The organism is Sutcliffiella halmapala (assembly GCF_050107295.1).
In the GTDB taxonomy this organism is placed as follows: Bacteria; Bacillota; Bacilli; order Bacillales; family Bacillaceae_I; genus Sutcliffiella_A; species Sutcliffiella_A halmapala_A.
Genome location: NZ_JBNIKR010000009.1, coordinates 70112 through 88769 on the forward strand (window position 1 = coordinate 70112; position 18658 = coordinate 88769).

Annotated in this window: 19 protein-coding genes; 12 read left to right on the forward strand and 7 right to left on the reverse strand. The window is 40.7% G+C overall.

Annotation, left to right across the window (positions count from 1 at the left end; all coding sequences use genetic code 11):
• Positions 1–218 precede the first annotated feature (218 nt).
• A complete protein-coding gene (locus ACQCT5_RS15520; RefSeq protein ID WP_499642907.1) occupies positions 219–494 on the reverse strand; it encodes a hypothetical protein in 276 nt (91 codons plus the stop codon).
• 89 nt (positions 495–583) lie between these two features.
• Entirely contained in the window at positions 584–2422 is a 1839-nt protein-coding gene (locus ACQCT5_RS15525; RefSeq protein WP_499642908.1) for a DNA ligase D, read from the reverse strand.
• 79 nt (positions 2423–2501) lie between these two features.
• Between ACQCT5_RS15525 and ACQCT5_RS15530 the strand changes: the two genes are divergently transcribed.
• Positions 2502–3023 carry a D-glycero-alpha-D-manno-heptose-1,7-bisphosphate 7-phosphatase gene (locus ACQCT5_RS15530; protein WP_499642909.1) on the forward strand — a complete coding sequence of 174 codons (522 nt, stop codon included), beginning with the start codon at positions 2502–2504 and terminating at the stop codon, positions 3021–3023.
• A gap of 14 nt (positions 3024–3037) precedes the next feature.
• Here the strand turns inward: ACQCT5_RS15530 and ku are convergent, their stop codons facing one another.
• Entirely contained in the window at positions 3038–3931 is an 894-nt protein-coding gene (gene ku / locus ACQCT5_RS15535; protein ID WP_499642910.1) for a non-homologous end joining protein Ku, read from the reverse strand.
• 306 nt (positions 3932–4237) lie between these two features.
• Here ku and ACQCT5_RS15540 point away from each other — a divergent pair, with 306 nt between their 5' ends.
• The 3 genes from ACQCT5_RS15540 to ACQCT5_RS15550 all read left to right on the forward strand — a co-directional run bounded on the left by ACQCT5_RS15540 (position 4238) and on the right by ACQCT5_RS15550 (position 7643).
• Positions 4238–5326, forward strand: a complete 1089-nt coding sequence (locus ACQCT5_RS15540; RefSeq protein WP_499642911.1) for an SDR family oxidoreductase — start codon at positions 4238–4240, stop codon at positions 5324–5326.
• 477 nt (positions 5327–5803) lie between these two features.
• Positions 5804–6586: an RNA polymerase sigma factor SigI gene (gene sigI, locus ACQCT5_RS15545; protein WP_499642912.1), complete on the forward strand. Its 783-nt coding sequence runs from the start codon at positions 5804–5806 to the stop codon at positions 6584–6586.
• Positions 6555–7643, forward strand: a complete 1089-nt coding sequence (locus tag ACQCT5_RS15550; protein WP_499642913.1) for an anti-sigma factor domain-containing protein — start codon at positions 6555–6557, stop codon at positions 7641–7643. The genes sigI and ACQCT5_RS15550 overlap by 32 nt, the downstream gene beginning before the upstream one ends.
• Positions 7644–7785: 142 nt before the next feature.
• On the opposite strand, the gene ACQCT5_RS15555 is transcribed toward ACQCT5_RS15550, so the two are convergent.
• A complete protein-coding gene (locus tag ACQCT5_RS15555; protein ID WP_499642914.1) occupies positions 7786–7977 on the reverse strand; it encodes an alpha/beta-type small acid-soluble spore protein in 192 nt (63 codons plus the stop codon).
• Between the two features lie 206 nt (positions 7978–8183).
• Here ACQCT5_RS15555 and ACQCT5_RS15560 point away from each other — a divergent pair, with 206 nt between their 5' ends.
• On the forward strand, positions 8184–9533 hold the full coding sequence (locus ACQCT5_RS15560) for a TrkH family potassium uptake protein (RefSeq protein WP_499643113.1): 1350 nt from the start codon (positions 8184–8186) through the stop codon (positions 9531–9533).
• A 167-nt stretch (positions 9534–9700) separates the two neighbouring features.
• Positions 9701–10918: a bacillibactin exporter BcbE gene (gene bcbE / locus ACQCT5_RS15565; protein ID WP_499642915.1), complete on the forward strand. Its 1218-nt coding sequence runs from the start codon at positions 9701–9703 to the stop codon at positions 10916–10918.
• Between the two features lie 56 nt (positions 10919–10974).
• On the opposite strand, the gene ACQCT5_RS15570 is transcribed toward bcbE, so the two are convergent.
• Positions 10975–11322, reverse strand: coding sequence for a DUF3905 domain-containing protein (locus ACQCT5_RS15570; protein WP_499642916.1), 348 nt, complete (start codon positions 11320–11322; stop codon positions 10975–10977).
• A gap of 83 nt (positions 11323–11405) precedes the next feature.
• Here ACQCT5_RS15570 and ACQCT5_RS15575 point away from each other — a divergent pair, with 83 nt between their 5' ends.
• From ACQCT5_RS15575 to ykzE, 3 genes are read left to right on the forward strand one after another with little or no spacing between them, the layout of a single operon-like run.
• Positions 11406–11564, forward strand: coding sequence for a hypothetical protein (locus ACQCT5_RS15575; RefSeq protein ID WP_499642917.1), 159 nt, complete (start codon positions 11406–11408; stop codon positions 11562–11564).
• Positions 11565–11569: 5 nt separating this feature from the next.
• Positions 11570–11725, forward strand: coding sequence for a protein YkzP (ykzP, locus tag ACQCT5_RS15580; RefSeq protein WP_386636108.1), 156 nt, complete (start codon positions 11570–11572; stop codon positions 11723–11725).
• Between the two features lie 12 nt (positions 11726–11737).
• Positions 11738–11905 (forward strand): protein YkzE, encoded by a 168-nt coding sequence (gene ykzE, locus ACQCT5_RS15585; protein ID WP_499642918.1) that lies wholly within the window; start codon positions 11738–11740, stop codon positions 11903–11905.
• Positions 11906–11907: 2 nt separating this feature from the next.
• Here ykzE and ACQCT5_RS15590 read toward each other — a convergent pair whose 3' ends face one another.
• Positions 11908–13671: a B12-binding domain-containing radical SAM protein gene (locus ACQCT5_RS15590; RefSeq protein ID WP_499642919.1), complete on the reverse strand. Its 1764-nt coding sequence runs from the start codon at positions 13669–13671 to the stop codon at positions 11908–11910.
• 298 nt (positions 13672–13969) lie between these two features.
• Between ACQCT5_RS15590 and ACQCT5_RS15595 the strand changes: the two genes are divergently transcribed.
• From ACQCT5_RS15595 to ACQCT5_RS15605, 3 genes are all read left to right on the forward strand, one after another.
• Positions 13970–16180, forward strand: coding sequence for a PAS domain-containing sensor histidine kinase (locus tag ACQCT5_RS15595; protein WP_499642920.1), 2211 nt, complete (start codon positions 13970–13972; stop codon positions 16178–16180).
• Between the two features lie 24 nt (positions 16181–16204).
• A complete protein-coding gene (locus tag ACQCT5_RS15600; protein WP_499642921.1) occupies positions 16205–16690 on the forward strand; it encodes a methylated-DNA--[protein]-cysteine S-methyltransferase in 486 nt (161 codons plus the stop codon).
• 300 nt (positions 16691–16990) lie between these two features.
• On the forward strand, positions 16991–17569 hold the full coding sequence (locus tag ACQCT5_RS15605; RefSeq protein WP_499643115.1) for a DUF2087 domain-containing protein: 579 nt from the start codon (positions 16991–16993) through the stop codon (positions 17567–17569).
• Between the two features lie 40 nt (positions 17570–17609).
• Here the strand turns inward: ACQCT5_RS15605 and mtnA are convergent, their stop codons facing one another.
• Entirely contained in the window at positions 17610–18656 is a 1047-nt protein-coding gene (gene mtnA, locus ACQCT5_RS15610; RefSeq protein ID WP_499642922.1) for an S-methyl-5-thioribose-1-phosphate isomerase, read from the reverse strand.
• Positions 18657–18658 lie beyond the last annotated feature (2 nt).

The window sequence follows — 18658 nt, forward strand, 5'->3', positions numbered from 1 at the left end:
TTTGAGTCATCCCCTTTTGGTTGGAGTGCAAGGCGTGAGACTCCCGAGGCCGCCCTGGATAAGCGAATGCCTGGAACGGAGACCAACAGGGTGTTTAATGTTAATATCTTATCTTTAGCCCAGTCCTATTCTTAAAGCAACAATCTAAATGAGAGCCTTATTAAATACAATTCAACTCACAAAAACCAAGCTCACCATGTTGAAGGGCAGCTTGGTTTTTATGAGATGATATCCTCTCTTTCAGACGGCATATCGATCTGCTGTAAGAGTACATTGCGGAGAGATGCCAGATAAAATGGAGATAGCATGGATGTGATGTCCTGCCAGTTATCCAGATTTGGCCGATAGACAATCAGCTTAATTTCCTGCAACGTCGTTTTTTGGAGAAAAAGCCGGTATCGACGACTTTCCACAGGCTCCGTTTCATCTACAAATTCCAATATTAAGGTCTGGTCCATTTCAATGATAGGATGGACAATCGCAAAGGACTGCAAATTGATCACCTTTCCCAATTAGAAGCCGATTCACAGACTGAACAGAACTTCATTGTTTTAATGATCATTTTTTCCAAACCACTGACATCCTATACTTTTTTCAAAAAGGAGAGAACCTGTTCGAAGGGCTGCTGAGATTGGATTTTTAGATAGTCCTTGAAAGGGTCGCCCTTTTCCTTCAAACGCTCCATTACGCTAAAAATAGTGAAAAATTCCGGTCTGAGTTTTGTATCCACTTCCGTCCAAAACAGGGGAGCGGCCACTGTAGGCTTAGTATTTCCTCTTAAAGAGTAAGGGGAAATGATGGTTTTCCCTTCTCCATGTTGGATATAATCTACATAGACTTTGTTTCCCCGCCTCTTCTTTAAGCGCTCAATCGTAAATACGTCCGGCTCTGTGCTTACAAGATACTGTGCGATAAATTCAGTAAAAATTCTTGTGTCTTCATAAGTGAACGTCTTTTCTGGAAGAGGGAGATAAACTTGCAGCCCTTTTCTGCCTGAAGTTTTCACAAAGGCATGAAGCTCCAGTTGTTCAAATACCTTTTGCATCAAAAGTGCGCCTTTTACAGCTCCAGAGAAATATTCCGCGGACGGAGGGTCTAAATCAAATACAATTTCACAAGGGGAACTTTCTCCTATTTTCTGAAAAGGGATGTGGAATTCAAGAGCCAGCTGATTTCCAAGCCATAGAAGGGTCTCAAGATTGTTGCATACAATATATCGGATGCCTTCTTCAAGAGCTGTATCTACAAATGGTGGGGCATAATCCGGACAGTTCTTTTGGTAAAAGCTCTCACCGAACATGCCATGTGGAAATCGGATTGTGGTCAGTAGCCTATTTTTCAGAAAAGGGAGAATGTATGGTGAAACCTCTTTTAAATATTGAAGATAATCTAATTTTGTAACAGATTCATCCTTCCAAAGTGGTTTCTCCGGGTGGGTGACAGTCACCGAATTAGGGAGGTTGAGGTCTGTTTTCTGCAGGTTTTCCATTCTGCAATCCTTCACTTGTACGTCAAACCTGAAGCGGTAGAATTCCGGGTGCCGTAGTTGCCCCTGGTACAACTCCAGATAGAAAAGATCCATACAAATTCCAGGCTCTACATGGATGAATTGACTATCTTCATTATAGCTGTTCTCTTTGATAACCGATAAGAGCGCCTGGCGTTCATCCGTACTCATCCCATGTGAAAATAACCCGATAGGGACGATGTTGGAATTTTTATAGAGTCCCACATGAAAAAAACCATTTTCCTTTTGATAGGAAGTAATGAAGCAGGTAATGATTTTATAGTTTTTTATTTTAATCCAGTCATTGGTTCGTTTGCCTTGACGGTAAAAACTGCTAACCTTCTTAGCAATCATGCCTTCTCCATCCTCCAGCTTTATTTTCTCCCAAAGCGTGTCTGCTTCTTTATGGTAAGGGACATATTGTATAGGAAAGGAGCTGTCTTCAGTTGGAGATAATGGAAGTTGTAAGGTTGAAAAAAGATTCTTCAGTTTTTCCTTTCTTTTGAATAAAGGTGTATCAAAAAGTGATTCGTTCTTCATGTGCAGCAAATCAAAGACCAGATATGTTGCAGGATTTGATTGAGCGAGTGCTTTAACTTTTTCTATTTTTTGGGTTCTGCCCCGCTTTTGAATGGAAGAAAAATCGGCTTTCTCCGAAGTGGTGAGTATGGCTATTTCTCCGTCTAATATTAATGGGACCGCCTGCTGGATAACTTCATTTTCCAGTAGGTTTCCCAGGAAGTTTACCACTTCAGGAAACTGATTGTTCAACGGCTTTCCATTTCTGCTTTGCAACAAGATATTATCCTTTTCAAGGAAGGCGAGACACCTAAATCCGTCGTATTTGACTTCATAAACCCAGTCTTTTCCGGTTGGAGGATCGCGGTGTAAACTCAATAGCATAGGTTTAACCATTGTAGAATTCCTTTCATCTTGATTATCTTTACATCTATTTTGCTTTAGAAAAATAAAACTATGTCAAGAAGGTGATGTTTTGTACCAAGGAGTGTTTCTGGATCGGGATGGCGTTATCAATGAAGTACTGACTAAACGGGTCAAATTTGTAAATAAACCAGATGACTTCCACTTTCTTCCTGGAGCTTTGGAAGGGATACGGTTACTGACTGAAGCGGAATTCAAGCTATTTGTCGTTACTAACCAGGGAGGAGTGGGTCTCGGCTTTATGAAGAGTCAAATGCTTGAAGAAATTCATCGGCATATGGTCAAAGAAATCAGCGCTGCCGGGGGAAGAATTGAGGAAGTGGCTGCTTGTATCCATAAGCCGCATGAAGGGTGTTTATGCAGAAAGCCTGGGCCGAAGATGATTGTTGATCTTGCGGAAAGACATGACATCGATTTGCCACGGTCATATATGATAGGGGACAGGGCAGTCGATATAGAAGCAGGAAAAGCGGCAGGGACAAGAACCGTATTCATCGGGGACGAAGTCGGGGTGGGTGATTACCATTTCTCTTCCTTGTTGGATGCTGCGCAATGGCTAGTTAACCATAAGTAAAGCGACCAGCTTGTTTAGCTGGTCGCTTTCTTGCGTGTTGTACGTTTTTTAGGTTTCGCTTTTTCATTTTCGCTTTTTGACTCGGCAGTTTTCTTTGCTTCTGTTTTCTTTTTGGCAGGTTTCAACTCCTGATCCTTAGTACGCTCTATACTCGCCTGAAGGGCGCTCATAAGATCAACGACATTGGTTTTGCCGCCAGCTTCCTTCGGAGTTGCTGTACCTTCCTGGTTGTTCACTTTTTCTTCGATTAAAGCAAGGACAGCTTCCCGATAATCATCATGGTATTTTTCTGGATCGAATTCGGTGGTCAACTGGTCGATCAGCATGATGGCAGTCTTCAATTCCTGTTCATTCACATCCGCTTTTTCCGGCACACTAGGTACTTCGCCAACTTCTCTCACTTCGTCCGGATAATGGACGGTTTCCATGACCAGGCAGTTTTTGTATACCCGAACTATCGCAAGTTGCTTCTTGGAGCGGATCGTAATTTCCGCCACCCCGATTTTTTTGGAGCTTTCCAGCGCTTCACGGAGTAGAGAGTAAGCCTTGCTGCCATTTTCTCCAGGTCCCAGAAAGTAGGATCGGTTGAAGTAGATGGGATCAATGTCCGCAAGCTTCACAAAATCAATGATTTTCACGCTTTTATCCTCGTGTTGTTCTTTCAATTGTTTCAGCTCTTCGTCATCCAGAATGACATATTTCCCTTTTACATATTCATATCCTTTAACAAGGTCGGATGTATCCACCTCTTTATCGCAATTGGGACAGACCTTTTCATACTTGATTGGGGTATTGCACTCTTTATGTAGAGTGCGAAGCTTGATATCCTTGTCTTCGGTTGCAGAATACATTTTTATGGGGATATTGACAAGACCGAAGCTGATTGAGCCCTTCCACATTGTATGCATGGTTCTCACCTTACTTTTCACATTATTTGACTGACACCATTAAACACTGTTGATTTCCGTACTAGGCGCAGCGACCCAAGGGGCGGTTTTTGACCCTCCTCGGCTTCGCCTGCGGGGTCTCAACTAAACGCAACTCCCGCCGGAGTCTCCGCCTATTGCTCCAATCAACAGGGAGTCAAACAGACTAACACTCATTCTTTAAGTTATTATTTGAAAATTTAGATAAAAGCACTTTCTTTGTGCTTCCTGTTAGTTTATCCTGAAAAAAAAGAGAAGAGTATTTCAAATTTTGGAAGGGGGAAAATTATGTGCGGATATTTTTTTACCGGGTTTCCAGGATTCATCTGTCAGGAGCTGGTGAAGGAATTACTGAGTGAAGATCAGCAGCTGAAAAAGTTGTTTTTGTTGGTGCTTCCTACAATGAAAAGCCAGGCAATCCCCATAGTACAAAACCTGCAGATTCAATATCCTGATACAAGCATCACGCTCATTGAAGGGGATATTACTCAGCCAAATATGATGATTAGTGACAAGGATCTCACGATTTTAAGGCAAGAGGTGAATTATGTATTCCATTTAGCAGCGGTCTATGATTTGGCTGTGAAAAAGGAAATCGCCTATCATGTAAATGTTATTGGGACAAAGCGGGTCCTTGAATGGCTTAAAACATTTTCAAACCTGAAGAGGTTTATATATTTCAGTACAGCATATATCGCTGGCCTAAGGGAAGGAATCATCTATGAAAAGGAGTTGGAGCATTCAGCGGGTTTTAAAAATCATTATGAGCATACAAAATACCTTGCCGAGGTGCTGGTTGAGATGGAGAAACAGGTGATTCCTACCACCATCATCCGTCCAGGGATCGTTAAGGGGCATAGCCAGACTGGGGAGACAATAAAGTTTGATGGACCCTATTTCATGCTGAATTTTCTTGATACCTTGAAATTCCTGCCTTTTATTCCACACTTAGGGCGAGGTGTAGCAGAGTTTAATGTTGTACCAATTGATTATATTGTAAAGGGAACCTGTCATCTTGCATTTTCGGAAAAGGCTGAAGGGAAAACCCTGCATTTAACGAATCCGTCGCCTATCTCCATTAGGGAGGCTTACAGTATTGTGACTGAAATTCTTCTTCAGAAAGCCCCTAAAGGATCAATTCCTCTCACACTTGCAAAATCATTTCTGCGGGTGCCAACAGCAAGAAAGTGGTTGAAGGTCGAACGACAGGCATTAGACTATTTCACTTGGAAGGGAAGCTTCGATTGTTCAGAAGCGAGAGGAATATTAACGGAAGCCAATATTTACTGTCCGTCCTTTAAAGAAACGGCAGATAATATGGTGAAGTATTATAAACAGCACAAAAGTAACCGGTTGAAACATGTTCAGATTAGCTAAATTAGGAAGGAAGTTAGCCTTAATGTCCGGGTTGGCTTCTTATTTTTTGTAATTTAATAAACATATTGACACGGTAGGGTTGGGTAATTCGAAGTATTATAAAATTATTTTTTGTTTCTCCCCCGCAAAAATTGAAACATTCACGTAACATTTGGGGAGAGTGAAACAGCTTTCATAAAACGTAAAAGGAGGAATTAAACAGAAATAGCAACTTTCATGGTTAAAAATGGATAAATTTATTTGGATTTAGGGTCAATACATAAGAAAGGGAAACGAAACAGCAAAAAGGGTTTGTGCAACTTTTTTGCACAAAAAGCGTCTTAACAGGTTTTTACATTGACATTTTCTAGAGAAAACGTCACCTTTATATATAGAAAGGTGTCTTTTTCGAGATAATGAAAAAGCCTCCTTCTTAAAATTTGCTTAATATACGGACTCATAGATGCTAATATCATGATTCTTTAAGCAGGGAGAGAGGTGAGGCCAGTGCTGAGCCTACTTTTTAAAATCGGCAAGCGACGCACCAAGTCCCTCGAGGATGAAGTGCTGGAGATTCAAGCTGGCAATCTACAATTACAAAACCAACTAATTAATAAATATAAACCATTTATCGCTAAGGCTGTATCTTCTGTCTGTAAAAGATATATAAACGAGACGGATGATGAATTCAGCATCGGATTGATTGCTTTTAATGAAGCAATTGAAAAATACTCAAAGGATAAGGGAAGTTCCCTATTATCCTTTGCAGAATTAATCATCAAGCGCAGAGTGATCGATTATATAAGAAAAGAAAGTAAAAATATAACGGTAACGATGTCAGAGCAGGAAGTCGACCAGGATGATTATGCATCAAATAAGATTGAAGCAACGTTATCAGTTGAAGAATTCCAGAAGCAAATTGATCAGGAGCAGCGTAAAGAAGAAATTCTTTACTATCAGACTGTCCTAAAAGATTTTGGTCTTTCTTTTTCAGACCTGCTCGAATGTTCACCAAAGCACGCGGATGCCCGCCAAAATGCTATAGAGGTTGCGCATACATTGGTCCAGAACCAGGAGTTGAAGAAGCATCTCTTTGAGAAGAAGATGCTGCCGATGAAACACCTTGAAGGTTTGGTTGATGTGAGTAGAAAAACAATAGAACGTAACCGGAAATACATTATCGCGGTATCCATCATATTATCGGGGGATTATATATATTTGAAAGATTATTTAAAAGGGGCGGTTACGATTGAGAAAAGGGATTGTGCTCGAAGTTCATGACGACTATGTCACAATGCTCACCCCGGATGGAGAGTTTTTGAAGTCCAGAAAACAAAAGGGGCAAGTGGATATCGGGGAGGAAATCATTTTTTTTCCTTTGCATAGGGGCGCAGCGGAAAAGAGGAAACTGACATCTTTTTTCAGGATGAAGTGGGCTATTGTTACGATGCTAACTGCTGCTGTTTTGTTTATGTCCTTCTATCCGAAATATGTAAACAATCAAGTTTATGCTTACGTTTCATTGGATGTGAATCCAAGTCTGGAGTTGGGATTGAATAAAAATATGCAGGTCGTTTCCATTGATGCTTTTAACGATGAAGCAAAATTGCTGCTACCCCGCTTAGGCGATTGGAAAAATGAAGATTTAAGTAAAGTTTCTTCTGACATCATGGAGTTGATTCGCCAAGAAGGTTATCTCAAGGCGGGTGGGGAGATCGTCATCGCATCTGTTCTCGCAGACAGCGAAAACCTGGTGTGGAAAAAGAAAATGCAAAATGAACTAACATCAGTCTCTAAAAATCTCCAGGTGGAAAATGTAAGTGTAACTACAATTGAGACAACAAGTGAAAAACGTGATGAAGCGATTAAGCAAGGGGTTTCTCCTGGTACATATGTACAAAACGAACGAAAAACGGAATTGGTCGATTCGGAAGATACCTCAAAAGCAACTGAATTAGAAGAAATTCATGTTGTACCAAGTAAAGTCACCGATGTTGATAAACTACAGCTGAAAACAGAGCCGGAAAAGCCGGTGCTACCTGATGCAGTGCCGAACAAAAATTGGAAAGATGCAGAAGGCAAACAGCTCCACGATGAAACTAAAGAACAAAGAAAAGAAAATCGTGACAAGCTTAAAGATGAGAAAAAAGAGTACCGCGAGCAGGAAAAAGGGGAAAAGCGGGATCAAAGAGAAGAACGTAAACAAGAACGGGAACAAAGACGTGAGGAAAGAAAAGAAGAGCAGAACCAACGTAAGGAAGATAGAAAAAATGAGCGTGGGCAAAACAATAACGACCACCCTAACAGAGACAGAGACAGAGACAGAGACAGACACTAATTAATTTTGACTAATGCTATTTTACAACTTATAATATTTCAGAAAGACTCCTGAAATCGGGAGTCTTCTTCTTGTTTATTTTTAATCTGCAATAATAATAAATCCCAGAGCCAAAAGCCCTGGGAGTCGCCAATATATTTAATTATTTTCCTTTAAGTTGGGATTGTGCTTGAGCTACTAGGCGTTTCGTAATTTCTCCGCCAACAGATCCGTTGGAACGGGATACTGTATCGGAACCAAGTGTTACGCCAAACTCTAGAGCGATTTCGTATTTGATTTGATCTAAAGCCTGTTCAATTCCAGGAACCAGTAACTTGTTGCTGCTTCTAGCCATGGTAATCACTCCTTTTTTATATACAACTTTTATAGTTAAGTTGTATAGTTAGTATGAGGCAATAGAAACGATCAATACTAGTAAGTATCAGACAAAACATGTAATATAATGAGGATTATGAAACTTTTTCAAAAGAAAGTCGTACATAAAATAAGAAATCAGAAAACAGAAAACAGTTTCGCATTGAAAGGGTTCCTATGATAAAAATAAAAAATGCATTCAGTAACAAAATACATCATTTTTCACCTGCACAGTTGATTTTCACCTTCTACTTAGTAGCGGTAGTGATCGCCGTCTCCTTGCTGAGCTTACCGATTGCCAGACAGGATGGTGCTGATTGGACATTTATAAATGCATTGTTCACTGCAGTCAGCGCTGTCAGTGTAACAGGTCTTACAACTGTAAGTATAGTGGATACCTTCACCGTACCAGGTATAATTATTTTAGCTTTTGTTCTGCAGTTTGGTGGAGTAGGAGTAATGGCAGTTGGTACGTTTATCTGGCTCATCCTGGGAAGAAAAATCGGCTTGAAAGAAAGAAGATTGATGATGATTGACCAAAATCAATCAAATTTATCTGGAATTGTGAAGATGATAAAGCACATCCTTATTCTCATTCTTACCATTGAGATTATCGGAGCCTTGATATTGGGAACATATTTTTTATCTTTCTATTCAACATGGCAAGAAGCCTATTTGCATGGTTTCTTTGCATCTGTCAGTGCCACAACAAATGGAGGATTTGATATAACAGGGGAATCGTTGGTGCCTTTTGCAAAGGATTACTTTGTTCAATTCATCACCATGATTCTTATCATTACTGGAGCCATCGGTTTTCCCGTTCTGGTGGAAGTCAAAGAATTTATCGCAAATAAAGGGGGACGATTCAGGTTTTCCCTTTTCACCAAAATTACTACTATTACGTTTGCTTGTTTGATCACCTTTGGAACAGTTGCCATTCTTCTAATGGAATTCAACCACTTTTTTAAGGGGATGTCCTGGCATGAGTCCTTCTTTTATGCATTGTTTCAATCTGTTACAACAAGGAGTGGGGGGCTCGCAACCATGGATGTTAGCGAATTTACGCTTCCTACCCTGCTGATTATGAGTGGACTGATGTTTATTGGTGCCTCGCCAAGTTCAGTTGGTGGCGGGATAAGAACGACTACTTTTGCTCTGAATATCTTGTTTTTATTCCACTTTGCACGAGGCAACAAAACCATTAAATTATTTCGAAGAGAAATTCATGAGGAGGATCTGATCAAATCGCTCGTAGTATTACTGCTTGCTATATTTATTTGTTCCTCCGCAGTAATCATATTAAGCATTACAGAAAATTTCACCCTGATCCAAATCCTGTTTGAGGTGTGTTCTGCATTCGGAACCACCGGGCTTTCCATGGGAATTACCCCAGATCTAACCACCATCGGAAAATGCGTGATCATGTGTCTGATGTTTATTGGGAGAGTAGGTCTACTCACATTCCTGTTCATACTCGAAAGCAGGCAAAAACCGCCAAAGTACCATTACCCAGTTGAACGGGTCATTATAGGATAGCTAGGATAGCAAATACGTAAATGGCCAGTCACTCTCAAAAAGCAGAGTGACTGGCCTTTCGACGTTGTGGAGGAAATTCCTGCAGGGGTCTGGCCCCTAATCGTAATATTTTTTGCCTTTTGGTTTCATATTAAGAGGGATGAAATAATTTAAGGTAGGTACGTGAGATGGAACATGAGAAAAAATGGGCAATTGTTTCGCTTGCATCGATACCATTGGTCATGACTCTTGGTAATTCGATGTTAATTCCTGTTTTGCCTACTATCGAGAAGAAGCTTAAGATAACTTCTTTTCAAGTAAGTATGATTATTACAGTGTATTCTATTGTTGCGATTATTTTAATTCCTATTGCAGGATATTTGTCAGACCGACTGGGACGAAAAGCTGTCATTATTCCAAGTCTGATCATAACGGCAATTGGAGGTGTCATTTCAGGCTGGGCGGGCTGGAAAATGAATGACCCATATTGGATGATACTTGTAGGACGGACTTTGCAGGGGGTGGGAGCTGCTGGGGCGGCACCAATTGTCATGCCTCTTGTCGGTGATATGTTCAAAAGTGACTCTGAAGTAAGCAAAAATTTAGGGATTATTGAAACCTCCAATACACTTGGCAAAGTGTTAAGTCCTATATTAGGTGCGGTACTTGCCGGTTTTTTCTGGTTTCTTCCTTTTTTCTCCATTCCAGTCTTTTGTCTCGTTTCTATTCTATTAATGATTTTTCTGGTGAAATCGCCAAAGAAAAAAGAAGAGCCATTGCCATTTAAAGAATTTCTACAAGCCGTGAAAGCAATCTTTAAAAAGGACTGCAAATGGTTATTAGCCATATTCTTTATCGGTTGTATATTAATGTTTGTCCTATTCGGGGTTTTATTTTATTTATCGGATTTATTGGAGAAAAAGCATCAGATCGATGGAATCAAAAAAGGACTATTCCTGGCAGTTCCATTGGCATCCCTTTGTATTGCCTCCTTTGTCACAGGAAAGAAAATCGACAAAAATAAAGTATTGATGAAATGGCTGATTGTCATCAGTATTGCTGTTTTAGGCGGGGCGGTTTTCGCCAATAGTTTCTTTTCCAATGTATGGGTCACAATGGGTCTTTTTCTAATAGGTGGGATCGGAATCGGAGTGGCGCTGCCAAGTCTTGATGCGCTTATCACCGAAGGAATAGAGAAAGAGGAAAGAGGGACAATTACTTCCATCTATAGCTCCATGCGATTTATTGGTGTGGCATTAGGTCCGCCAATGGTAGCGTTATTGATTAAAAAGTCAGACAATATGATGTTCTATGTATTGGCTGGAACTTGTGCCGCTGCTCTACTTATTTCTTTTAAAGGGATTGATCCGCCTAAAGGTGAAGAAACTCCACCGGATGATTGTTAAACAACAAATGGAAAAAGCAGCCAGTGTAAATGATCTGGCTGCTTTTTCCATTTTTTTCAGTCTCTTCCGTAACTCACGTCTTTATCGGGATGTGTGAAAGGTACTCCTTGAGGCTTCTTTGACTTTTCCACAAGCTCGCGATTTTCACTAGAGTTCCATCCAATATCATTAGTCGGATGCACCCATTGGTCTCCTGCCATGACAGAGGGGTCCACCTCATCGGTCCAGTTGTTCAAGGGGGATTGTTCGGAATTATACAAGCTATCCCCTATTACAACACCATGCTCATTCACAAATGGTGGCTGCATTTTAATACCTGACCCTTTAAATGAGGGGGAATTAATTTGATGGGGCATCGTCTCCTCCATAAAAGGGTTTTCGAGGTCTTTATTCTTTTTCGTCATCAGTTTTCACCTCCGTGGGGGTATAGTTTTAGCATTTCTATAAAATAAATAAGTATGTAAGAAATGAAAAGGAGATGGGCTAGATGAACAAGGAATATGGATATGCAAACATTCCACAAGAGAAGCTTGGGGCCATTACAAAACTCGAAAACCAGATGAGGGAAGAGCTAGGGGAAGAGATTGTCTTAATCGCTTATGAAAAAAACGCAAACGGGCAAGATAAACATAATTCAAGGGGGTGAAGAGTATGGCAAAACGGAAAGTGGCACATGATGCAGCAAAAAATAATAACAAGACACCGAAGGAAAGTCTGCCTGACACGGAGTTTGCAGCAGAGTATCAGACAGAGGATATGATTCGTGGTGCAAATCGCAACTCGAAAAAGGGAAGACAAGGCAGGTAAGGAGGATAAATAATGGACAAAGGTGCAAAAAAGAAAAAGCAGAAGCAGGCACATAAAAAAGATCATGCCATTCCTGAAAACAGATTAAAAGAGGAATTCGGTCCTGAGTTTGGAGATCCGAATGCCGCGAAAGCGTTTGAGGGTGCCATCGAGTCTAAAAATAAAAGCAAAAAATGCTAGCATCAGCTAGCATTTTTTACTGTTGAATTTGGAATGGGAAACACTTCAGTCTGATTCGTGGACTGATTGAAATACACGAGCAGATAGCTTTCCGCTTGTTTGATTTCACCCGTCAGCATATATTGAGAAAGATCGAAGGAAACAGATTCAAGCATGGTGTGCTTATACAATTCTTTTTCGTTAAGCTTCAGTGCTGTGAATTTTTCTCCTAAAATTTCTGGTGACTGCAAGACGTTTTGATAAAGTGAAGATCGATACTGCTTTGTCACCTTGTCCTGCCACCAAGGCTTACGTGGTTTGAATTTCTGATGAAGAAGATAGTCGTACTTCATCAGACCTTCTACAACTGTAAGAGAATTCCGATCAGTTTCCTCGAGGAAGGCATAAAGACGTTTGTATAGATCCTCGAGCTGATGGCCGATTCTCGCCCATCCCTGCTTATCCCAAAAAGAGCCGAAGCCCTGGAAAAAGTCGAAAGGCGTAGGGAAGACATTTGTCACCAAATGCTCCACAGTCGTATCCATTCTATGGTCATTCCAGAACTTCTCCAATACATCCTCAACCTGCTTGATTCGAATGATATCATCAAAGCTCAATATGTTATTGCCCAAGATTTCATATGGAGCATGGTCCATGTAGATATAGTCATGCTCGTGGGCACGAATTCGGAGTCCTGTTCCACGAAGCATTTTCAAAAAGCCAAGCTGAAGCTCCTCAGGTCGAAGCGCAAATACATCGTTGAACGTATTCTTGAAGGAATCGTAATTTTCTTCTGGCAGGCCTGCAATTAAGTCGAGGTGCTGGTCAATTTTGCCGCCTTCCTTGACCATCGTCACCGTTCTAGAAAGCTTTGCGAAATTCTGTTTACGCATAACTAGCTCATTGGTCGCATCGTTCGTGGACTGCACGCCAATTTCAAAGCGGAATAATCCGGCAGGAGCCTCTTCATTTAAAAATTGAATAACTTCAGGACGCATGATATCTGCAGTGATTTCAAATTGGAATACAGTTCCCGGCTTATGTTCATCGATCAAAAAGCGGAACATCTCCATGGCGTAGCTGCGGCTGATATTGAAAGTCCGATCGACAAATTTAATTGTTTTTGCTCCGTTATCCATCAAAAATCTGATATCATCTTTTACTTTCTCACGGTCAAAGTAGCGAACGCCCACTTCAATGGAGGATAAGCAAAATTGACAGCTGAATGGACAGCCGCGGCTTGTTTCAAAATAGGTAACGCGTTTTCCAAGCTGGGATAAATCTTCCTCGAAACGATATGGAGAAGGAAGCTCCTTCAAATCGACCTTATTGCGCTGTGGAGAAATTTTCTTTTCCCCGTCCTTGCGGTATGCTAGGCCACTGATGGAAGAAAAGTCTTTATCCCCATTCAATTGCTCCAATAGTTGCTTGAATGTAATTTCCCCTTCGCCGATGACAATAAAATCGGCATCGCTCAGGCGGTCCAGCCAGTAGGAAACATCATAGGTCACCTCAGGTCCGCCAAGGACAATAATAAGCTCCGGGTTTACCTTCTTTAACATACTTATGACTTTTATGGTCTCTTCGATATTCCAGATATAGCAGCTGAAACCGATGACATCGGGCTCTTTCTGAATGAGATCGGAAACGATGTTCATGACGGGATCCTTGATCGTATACTCAACAAGATCCACTATATATTCAGGTTCTGCATATGCTTTCAAATAGCGAATGGCAAGATTCGTATGAATGTATTTGGCATTGAGAGTTGTCGCAATTATTTTCATTTTAAGTCCATCAAACTCCTAGTAAAATAATCTGGTTTTACAAAATTAACTATAACTAATATATCTTATCATAATAAGGACTACAGGTTAACGAATTCCTCATTTTCGGCATCAGAGTAATAATCCCCTCCCCTGCCATTTACTACCTACCATTATCTACAAAAAAACTCGTAATATTACAAAAATATTTCTGAAATGACTTTTTTATTGCTTTGTGTGTCGTAGAAAAGGATTTTAGGGGTGGGCGTAGAAGTTGTTAAAGGGATATAAAAATAACTTTTTTTATGGGGGAAGAGTGATGATCCAACACATGGTGAAGGAAGAAACCAAAAAGTTGGAAGCAAAAGTGGAAGAGCTACAGCAAAAACTCCGTACCATGGAGAAGCAGAATATGTTTTTACAACTTACTTTTGAGCACGCCAATGACGCAATCATATTGTTTAATAAAAATCTTGAATTTTTTCAAGTTAACAATAAAGCCTGTGAGCTATTTGAGCTTTCCAAAGAACAATTGCTTCAACGGAATCTCTATGAATTCCTTGATCTGATGTCAAAAGAGGAAGTGAATTACCAGGAAGCTCAGTTGGATAAACTGGGGGAAGCCGAAAATGAGCTGATTCTGCGATTGGATAATGGAAAAGTTAAGTTTGTCGAGTATTCGGCAGTTCGAAACCCTGATGAAAGTGGCCTGGATATCTGCATCATTAGGGATGTCACCTCCAAAAAGAACCTGGAAAATGAAACGAACAAAAGCAAGCAAATGTATCATGATGTATTCAATAGGGCTGTTGATGGTATCGTCGTTTTTGATAAAGAAGGGTTCTTCATTGATGTAAACCCAGCTTTCTGTTCTAATTTTGCCATGTCAAAACTGGATTTACTACAGGCAAAGCTGGATGATTTTGTAGAGAATGATGCGAGATATAAAGTGGAGAAAATCTGGCTCTTACTGGACAAATATGGACGCGTGAGAGGTGAACTTCCTGTATTGCTTCATAATGGCGAAAGGAAGAGATTTGAGGTCACCATCACCGCAAACATCTATGATGACTATTATTTGGCTATTATGCGAGACGTGACCGAAAAGCGAAATATGGAGCTGCAGCTTCAAAAGAGCGAGGAGAGATTCAGGGAAATGTTCCAGCATGCATTGGATGCCATTGTACTAGTGGACAATTTCGGAAATATTATGCGTGCGAACCCTGCTGCAAGCAGAGCGTTCGAATTGCCTTTGGATGAATTGGAGAAATCAAAGCTGCAGCAGTTTATCCAAAGGGGAACAAGCAAAGTACCCACCATCATCAAAGAGTTCAATAAAAAAGGCGAGATTCGTGAAGAGCTCGAGTTCCATATGCCGAATGGACAAAAGAAGCTCTTGGAGTTTACCGCCAATAAGGGCATCATTGATGGATATAATATGATTATTTTCAGGAATGTCAGTGAGCGAAGAAAGATGGAAAAGGATCTTCGCGAAAGTGAACAGAAATTCCGCAAGATTTTCAATAACGCGATGGATGGTATTATCCTTTGGGATGATTCCTGCACAATCATTGATGCAAATCCAAATGCCAGCAAGATCTTTGAACTTTCACGGGAAGAGTTGATGGCGCAATGCCTGAAACAATATATTCCGATGGAACGGATAGAAGAATTGAAGCAACTATGGGTTCAGTGTGAAGAAAATGAAGAGTTAAGTGGAGAGCTGTGCCATGATTATGGTAAGGGTCCGCGTATTTTTGAGTTCTCGGCAAAAAAGAATGTAGTGGAAGGTCTTCATATGACCATTTTCCGGAATATTACGGAAAAACGTGAAATGGAAGACCAACTCCGCAAGTCAGATACACTGACGGTGGTGGGGGAGCTTGCGGCAGGCATCGCACATGAAATAAGGAACCCCATGACAGCATTAAAAGGATTTATCCAACTACTGCAAAATAGTATGGAAGACGGTCAGTATGCTATGTACTTTGATGTCATTACATCAGAACTAAAACGGATTGAGTCGATCATTACGGAATTCCTGGTTCTTGCAAAACCCCAAGCCATTTCCTATCAGCAAAAGAGCGTGGTCAAAATTATGCAGGATACCCTGGATCTATTAAGCGCACAGGCGGCACTTGAAAATGTTCAATTTGCCAGTCTTTATGAAGAACAGCTTCCAGACGTTTATTGTGAGCCGAATCAGTTGAAGCAGGTTTTTATCAATATTCTAAAGAATGCCATAGAGGTAATGCCAAAGGGTGGGACGGTCACTGTAAACCTTCAGCAAGTGGAGAGCAGGCACCTTTTAATCTCCATTAAAGATGAGGGATTGGGCATACCAGGGGATAAAATAAAAAAACTTGGCGAACCTTTCTACACTACAAAAGACAGGGGAACAGGCCTGGGTCTTATGGTAAGCTATAAAATTGTGGAAGAGCATAATGGTACAATAGAGGTAGAAAGTGAATTGGGTAAGGGAACAACTTTCCATATCAAGCTCCCAATTAACCAAACCTTTAAAAGCTAGGCAAAATAGGAAAAGGAGATTTTCATGTATACCTTTAAAAAGATGAATTCCCCGATCGGCTCATTATTCATACTTTGTGATGAAAAAAGTCTAGTTTCCATCCTGTTTGACGAGAAGGAGCTATTTGACAAATATCATTCTGCGACAATAGATGAAGATTCAGATCATGCGATGTGTGCAATGGTGGAAGAGCAATTAACCGAGTACTTTAATGGAGAGAGAATGGAATTCAGCCTTCCGATGAATATGAATGGTACACCATTTCAGATGGAAGTATGGAATGCACTGCGAGATATACCATATGGAACAGTAAAAAGCTATCAGGAAATTGCTGTAGAAATCAAACGCCCACTGTCTGTAAGAGCAGTTGGACAGGCAAACAGGAGAAATTCTTTGCCGATCATCATTCCATGCCACCGGGTGATAGGGAAGAATCAGGCACTAGTCGGCTATGCCGGAGACAAAATCGGGATGAAAGAACAACTATTAAAGTTAGAGGGTGTACGATAGGGGAAAGCCCCTATCGTATTTTTTTGTACAATCTTTTGTATAACCTGTATCAATTTCAAAAATAATTCATATAATTTACTAACACTAAAAAAGTTGCGTCAGTGCAAAAAAAGGAAGTGGAAGGAAAATGGGGAAAGTAAATAAAATCGCCTTTTATACCAATGTTTTAACCAAACTTCAAATAATCAGTGAAGAGGAAAAAGAAATAATTTTAAAGAAGATGACAAAAAAAGGTTGAAATGAGGATTGAGTTTGATTATTATCTAATTAGACAGATATCAAACTTAAGGGGTGTTTCTTCTGCAGTTAAATAAGTTGGTCAGTTTTCATAAGGCGATGGGAGATCAGACAAGGATTAAACTTCTGGTATTGCTGGCTGCCGAGCAGCCTTTAAGCGGGCAAGTGCTGGCAGAAAGGTTGGGAGTCAAAGCACCGACCATTTCACATCACATTGCAAAACTGAAGGAAGTAAGTGCCGTTTATGAAAGAAGGGAAAAGAATACCATTTTTTATTTTCTGAATGAAAAATCATTGAAACAGCATTCCGAGGCGCTGTTTCATGTGCTAAACAGGGGGAGAAGTGAGGTGGAGAACATGGAGAAGGATAAAGAAAAAACTCAAATACTACAAAATTTCTTATTGCCGAGCGGTTTGCTGAAGACGATTCCGGCACAGAGAAAGAAGAAGCTGATCATTTTTGAATATATCATCAAGAATCTAGAAATAGGAAAAAAATATACAGAAAAAGAGATTAACGAACACATCAAACAATACCATGAAGATTACGCAACAATCAGAAGGGAATTCATCATCAACCATTATATGTACCGGGAAAATGGAATCTATGAATTGAATCCGAAAGAGATGTGGGCAAAGTAAAGGACATGGCGCATAAAATGTGCGTCATGTCCATTATATTTCAGAGGAACAACTCTTTTATTTTTGAGCGATAATCTCCTTTTATGATGCCTTTTTCGGTAATGATGGCGGTAATGTATTCATTAGGTGTGACATCAAATGCGGGGTTGAAGACGGAAATCCCCTGAGGAGCCACCAACTGCCCTCCAATATGGGTCACCTCTTCGGGATCTCTCTCTTCAATGATGATTTCCCTTCCCGTTTCCTTCGACAGGTCAAAAGTGGAAAGTGGGGCCGCAACATAGAATGGAATGTTCAATGCATTTGCCAATATAGCAAGTCCGTATGTCCCAATTTTATTGGCAGTATCACCATTTGCGGTAATTCTGTCAGCACCAACAATAATGGCGTTGATCCCTTTTGATTGGATGGTATGAGCAGCCATATTATCCGTAATCAGCGTAACATCCACACCAGCCTGCTGAAGCTCCCATGCCGTAAGCCTGGCACCCTGTAGAACAGGACGTGTTTCACATGCATAGACACTTAACGGAAAGTTCCTTTCTTTTGCAAGGTAGAAGGGGGATAGGGCTGTTCCATATCTTGCCGTTGCAATGGATCCAGCGTTACATATCGTCAGCACTTTATCACCTTTATGGAATAGGCTTAGCGCATGCTCCCCGATCTCCCTGCATGTTGCTTCATCTTCCATTTGGATATTAATAGCTTCGTGGATTAGGATTGTTTTTGCTTCATTCACAGAAGAAGCTGTTGCAAAAGCGGATAGAAGGCGCTCCAACGCCCAGAACAGATTGACTGCAGTTGGTCTCGAGCTAGCAAGGTAATCACTGTCCCTTTTTAGCCTAACCTGAAAATCAGTGATACTTGAAGACTCGTATCCTTGAGCGGATAAGGCAAGTCCATAGGCAGCCGTAATGCCAATGGCAGGTGCTCCCCTAACTTTTAAGGTAAGAATAGCATCAAATACATCCTGAAGGGTACGCAGTTCTAGAAAAACAGTTTCCTGCGGCAATTTTTGCTGATCGAGTAATCGGATGTGGGTATCTTTCCATTCTACGGAAAGTGGTATGTTTGTCAGGGTAGTCATGG